The following is a 3,996-nucleotide window of genomic DNA, read 5'->3' on the forward strand; positions in this document are numbered from 1 at the left end:
AACGCTCGGCTGGGAAACCCCAGCCGAGCGCCTGCATAAACTGCTCACGGCCTAATCAACACGACCACGTGTTGCGACGACCGCTAGAAACCGCCCCGTTGGCCGGGGGCGGGCCTTCCGGGTGATAGGCGCCGGTCCCAGCCATGGACGGGCCCGGTCCGCCTGGAGCGGAGGTTCGGTCGGCCCGCGCCCGGCGCGGCGTCGGCGTGGGTGTCGCGGCGTCGGCGTGGGTGTCGCTCGGCGGGAGCGGCGAGGCGCGGACACGTCTGAATCGCTCCGTCAGGAACGGCGCTCGACGACACCGTCCTCCTCCGCGTCCAAGCCGTCCTGGACGCGGAGGAGGTGCGACTCGATCTCCGGTACCGCGTCCCGCCGGAGGGACCGGACGACGTTTCCGGCCGGTAGCGCCCGCTCGGGAATGCCTGCTCGGGGAAGCGCCCTGTTCGGGAAGGCGTCCTGCTGGGAGAGTGCCCGGAGATGTTGGCGCCTCGGGTGGTGGATTCGCCCCACGGATAATGGCCTGTCCTGAGCACGAACACAACGAGAGTGAGTGAGGGACGGCGTGATGATGAGAAGTCAGCGGATGGCTGAGACGACAACCCGAATACAATGTGCGGGTCGGTCGCGGTGGTCGGTGGGGGCCGGGGCGGTCGTGTTACCCGTTGCCGCGCTGCTCGTCCTCGCTACCGGCGCCGCGTCCGCCGCCGCGGCTCCGGCCCGGATGGCGTTCACGAGCGGCATCACGGACAGCCGTGACCTCCCGGGCAGCCGTGACCTCCCGGACAGTGGGGTGCCGTCGTCGGTCGGCGCGCCGGGGCCCGGCTCCGAGCGGACACCGGCGGCGGTGCCTCCCGTGACCTCCCCCCTCAGGCTCACCGAGGGGCAGGTCGGCGAGGTGCGGCCGGGCGGCACACTCCTCTACCCGAGCGTCACCTCCTGCCTGACGGTGACCGTTCGGCTCGCGGACGGTACGAAGGTCGGCGCGCACGCCAGCCTGTTCCAGGTGCCGGGGGAGTACCGGTCGGACCGGATCCTGGCCGCGGTCAAGGACCGGACCGGAGCGCGGGCGGTACGCGCGGTGGAGGTCCGGGGCGCCGTCGGTGCCTGGGAGCCGAGCTACTTCACCCGGGCGATCGAGAGCTATGCGGAGGGCGAGCAGGTGCCTCTGCCGGCCGGGCCCGACCCCGAGGGCCTGGCCCGGGCGGTGGCGGACGGGCTCGCGCAGCCGTCGGCGAAGGTCACCGTCGAGGATCTGCCCGACGGCGACCAGAGGGTGGACTGAGGCGGACCAGCGGTCTCGGTCCACCCTCCGGGCCGCCGGGCGCGCCCACCGGGGCGGGCGCGGGGCCGGGGGAGGGCGACGGAGGCGGAGCGGGCGGGGAGCGGTGCGGCCACGGGCGCCGCGAAGCGCCCGCCCCGCCCGGGGTGACGACGACGGAGGGAAGGCGCCGCCGAGGGAAGGGCAGGTGGCCCGGACGGCGGCCGACCGCTCCCATCGTCACCGGGCGACGGATTCAGGTGGGCTTCAGGTGGCCTTTGGCACGGTGATCGCCACGGTCGCCGGAGCACACCGGCGGCCCGTCCCACCCGCCGTCAGAACCAGGGAGCCGGCCGACGTGCAGTCACTGATGGATCACGCCAGGAAACTCGGAGCCCGGGCCGAGGAGTTCACCCACCTCGCGCACGGGCAGTCACCCCAGGCCCTCTTCCTCACCTGCTCGGACTCACGGGTCATTCCGTCGCTCATCACCGGTGCCGGACCCGGCGACCTGTTCGAACTCCGCACCGCGGGCGGCATCGTTCCGCCCTACGATCCGGCCCGGCGCTCGGGTGAGGCGGCGACGATCGAGTACGCCGTCGAGGTCCTCGGCGTCGAGCACATCGTGGTGTGCGGCCATTCGCACTGCGGGGCCGTCGGGGCGCTGCTGCGCGGCGACGACCTGACCTCCGTACCGGCCCTGCAGAGCCTGCTGCGGAACGAACCGGTGCCCCGCGGCGCGGGCCCTGCGCCGGGTGCGGGCCCCGGGCCGGACGACGGCCGCGCGCCGGACGACGCCATCGTCGAGGCCGTCCAGGAGCACGTCCTGACCCAGATCGAGCGGCTGCGGGGGTACCCCTGCATCGCGGCACGGGCGGCGGACCGCCCGCTGCGGATCCACGGCTGGTGCTACGAGGTCCACACCGGCCGCGTCACCGCCCACCGCGCCGGACGGAGCGGCTTCGCGCCCCTGTGACCCGCGGCGCCCCACGCCGCCGTTCCACCGCGCCGCCGGCCCCCGGCGCCGCTCCTGCTTCGCCTGTTCCGCCCCACGAAAGGTTCTGATGTTCCCTCCTGCCTTCGGACGCGACCTCGGCGCATCCGTCGTCGTCTTCCTGGTCGCCCTCCCGCTGTGTGTCGGCGTCGCCGTGGCCTCCGGCCTGCCCGCGGAGGCGGGCCTGATCACCGGCATCGTCGGCGGCCTGGTGGTGGGGATGCTGCCCGGCAGCAGTCTCCAGGTCAGCGGCCCCGCGGCCGGGCTGACCGTGCTGGTCTTCGAGGCCGTCAAGACCTACGGTGTCGCGGCCCTCGCCGTCATCGTGGTGGCCGCCGGCCTGCTCCAAGTGCTGCTGGGGGCCTTGCGGATGGGGCGCTGGTTCCGGGCGGTGTCCGTCTCCGTGGTGGAGGGGATGCTCGCCGGCGTGGGGCTGGTGATCATCGCGGGCCAGCTGTACGCCCTGGCCGACCGGACCGCGCCCACCAGCGGACTGGGCAAGATCACCGGCCTTCCGGGCCTCGTGGCCGGGCTGTTCCACTCCCCGCAGGCCCTGGCCGCGCTCGCGCTCGGCGCGGGAACGATCGCGGTCATGGTGCTGTGGCGGCGGGTGCCGCGGCCGCTGCGGGCGGTACCGGGCCCGCTGGTGGCCGTCGTGCTGGCCACCGGTGCCTCGCTGCTCTTCGCCCCGGACGTCAAGAAGGTCCAGGTCCACGGGCTGCTCGCCTCCGTCCACCCGGTGAGCCCGGGCGACTTCGGACAGTTGGCGCAGGCCGGGGTGCTCGGCACCGTGCTCGCCTTCACCCTGATCGCCTCGGCGGAGAGCCTGTTCAGCGCCGCGGCGGTGGACCGGCTGCACAACGGTCCGCGGACGGACTACGACAAGGAGCTGATGGCCCAGGGCGTGGGCAACACCCTGTGCGGGGTGCTCGGTGCGCTGCCGATGACCGCGGTCATCGTCCGCAGCTCGGCGAACGTCCACGCCGGTGCGCGGACCAAGGCGTCCCGGGTCCTGCACGGCGTGTGGCTGCTGCTGTTCGCGGCGCTGCTCCCCTTCGTCCTCGCCGTCATCCCCGTCGCGGCACTGGCCGGTGTCCTGGTCCACGCGGGCTGGAAGCTGCTGCCGCTGGGCCGGGTCCGCAGCATGTGGCGGGAGCACCGCTCCGAGACCGCGGTCCTGATCGTCACCGCGCTCGCCATCGTCCTGGCCGGCATGTTCGAAGGCGTGCTGATCGGCCTGGCGCTCTCGGTGGCCAAGTCGGCCTGGGAGACCTCGCACCTGCGGATCCGGAGGCACGACGGCGGCTCCGGCCCCATCCGGGTCGCCCTCAGCGGCAATGCCACCTTCCTGCGGCTGCCGGTGATCCTCGACGCGCTGGAAGCCCTGCCGTCGGACCGGCCGGTCGAACTCGACCTGTCCGGCGTCCGGCACATCGACCACGCGTGCACCACGGCCCTGGCGGCCTGGACCGAACGGCACAATCGCACCGAGCCGCAGGCTCACATCATCCCGGAGCCGGTGGGCGCGGCCTGACACCGTGAGGCTGCCTCAGGGCCCCGGCCGGTGATTGCTGGCGGGCGGAGAGGCCCCGGCAGCGGAACCTCAGCCCGCTGAAGGACCGTTGCTCCGCCGGGCCGACGGCCCGACACCCCGACGCCGGGTGGTGATCAGCCCGGCCTTCCGCAGGACCGCGATGTGCCGCGACACCTCGGGTGGGGTGATGCCGTGCGCGGCGGCCAGCTC

General features: G+C 73.9%; 3 protein-coding genes and 1 pseudogene. 3 read left to right on the forward strand and 1 reads right to left on the reverse strand.

The genetic code is table 11. From position 1 onward, the window contains the following. Window positions 1–652 precede the first annotated feature (652 nt). The 3 genes from ABT112_RS34775 to ABT112_RS34785 all read left to right on the forward strand — a co-directional run bounded on the left by ABT112_RS34775 (window position 653) and on the right by ABT112_RS34785 (window position 3,786). Entirely contained in the window at window positions 653–1,282 is a 630-nt protein-coding gene (locus ABT112_RS34775) for a hypothetical protein (protein ID WP_351515789.1), read from the forward strand. A 334-nt stretch (window positions 1,283–1,616) separates the two neighbouring features. Beyond that, window positions 1,617–2,234 carry a carbonic anhydrase gene (locus ABT112_RS34780; protein ID WP_351515790.1) on the forward strand — a complete coding sequence of 206 codons (618 nt, stop codon included), beginning with the start codon at window positions 1,617–1,619 and terminating at the stop codon, window positions 2,232–2,234. Between the two features lie 88 nt (window positions 2,235–2,322). Next, window positions 2,323–3,786: a SulP family inorganic anion transporter gene (locus ABT112_RS34785; RefSeq protein WP_351515791.1), complete on the forward strand. Its 1,464-nt coding sequence runs from the start codon at window positions 2,323–2,325 to the stop codon at window positions 3,784–3,786. A 114-nt stretch (window positions 3,787–3,900) separates the two neighbouring features. Here the strand turns inward: ABT112_RS34785 and ABT112_RS34790 are convergent. Next, window positions 3,901–3,996: pseudogene (locus ABT112_RS34790) on the reverse strand (helix-turn-helix domain-containing protein); the annotation flags it as partial.

It is taken from the genome of Streptomyces sp. NPDC002055, assembly GCF_040296705.1.
Taxonomy (GTDB): domain Bacteria; phylum Actinomycetota; class Actinomycetes; order Streptomycetales; family Streptomycetaceae; genus Streptomyces.

Bases quoted from the DNA above. Each gene is read 5' to 3' on its own strand.
- ABT112_RS34785 (WP_351515791.1), top strand. From the start codon at position 2,323: ATGTTCCCTCCTGCCTTCGGACGCGACCTCGGCGCATCCGTCGTCGTC.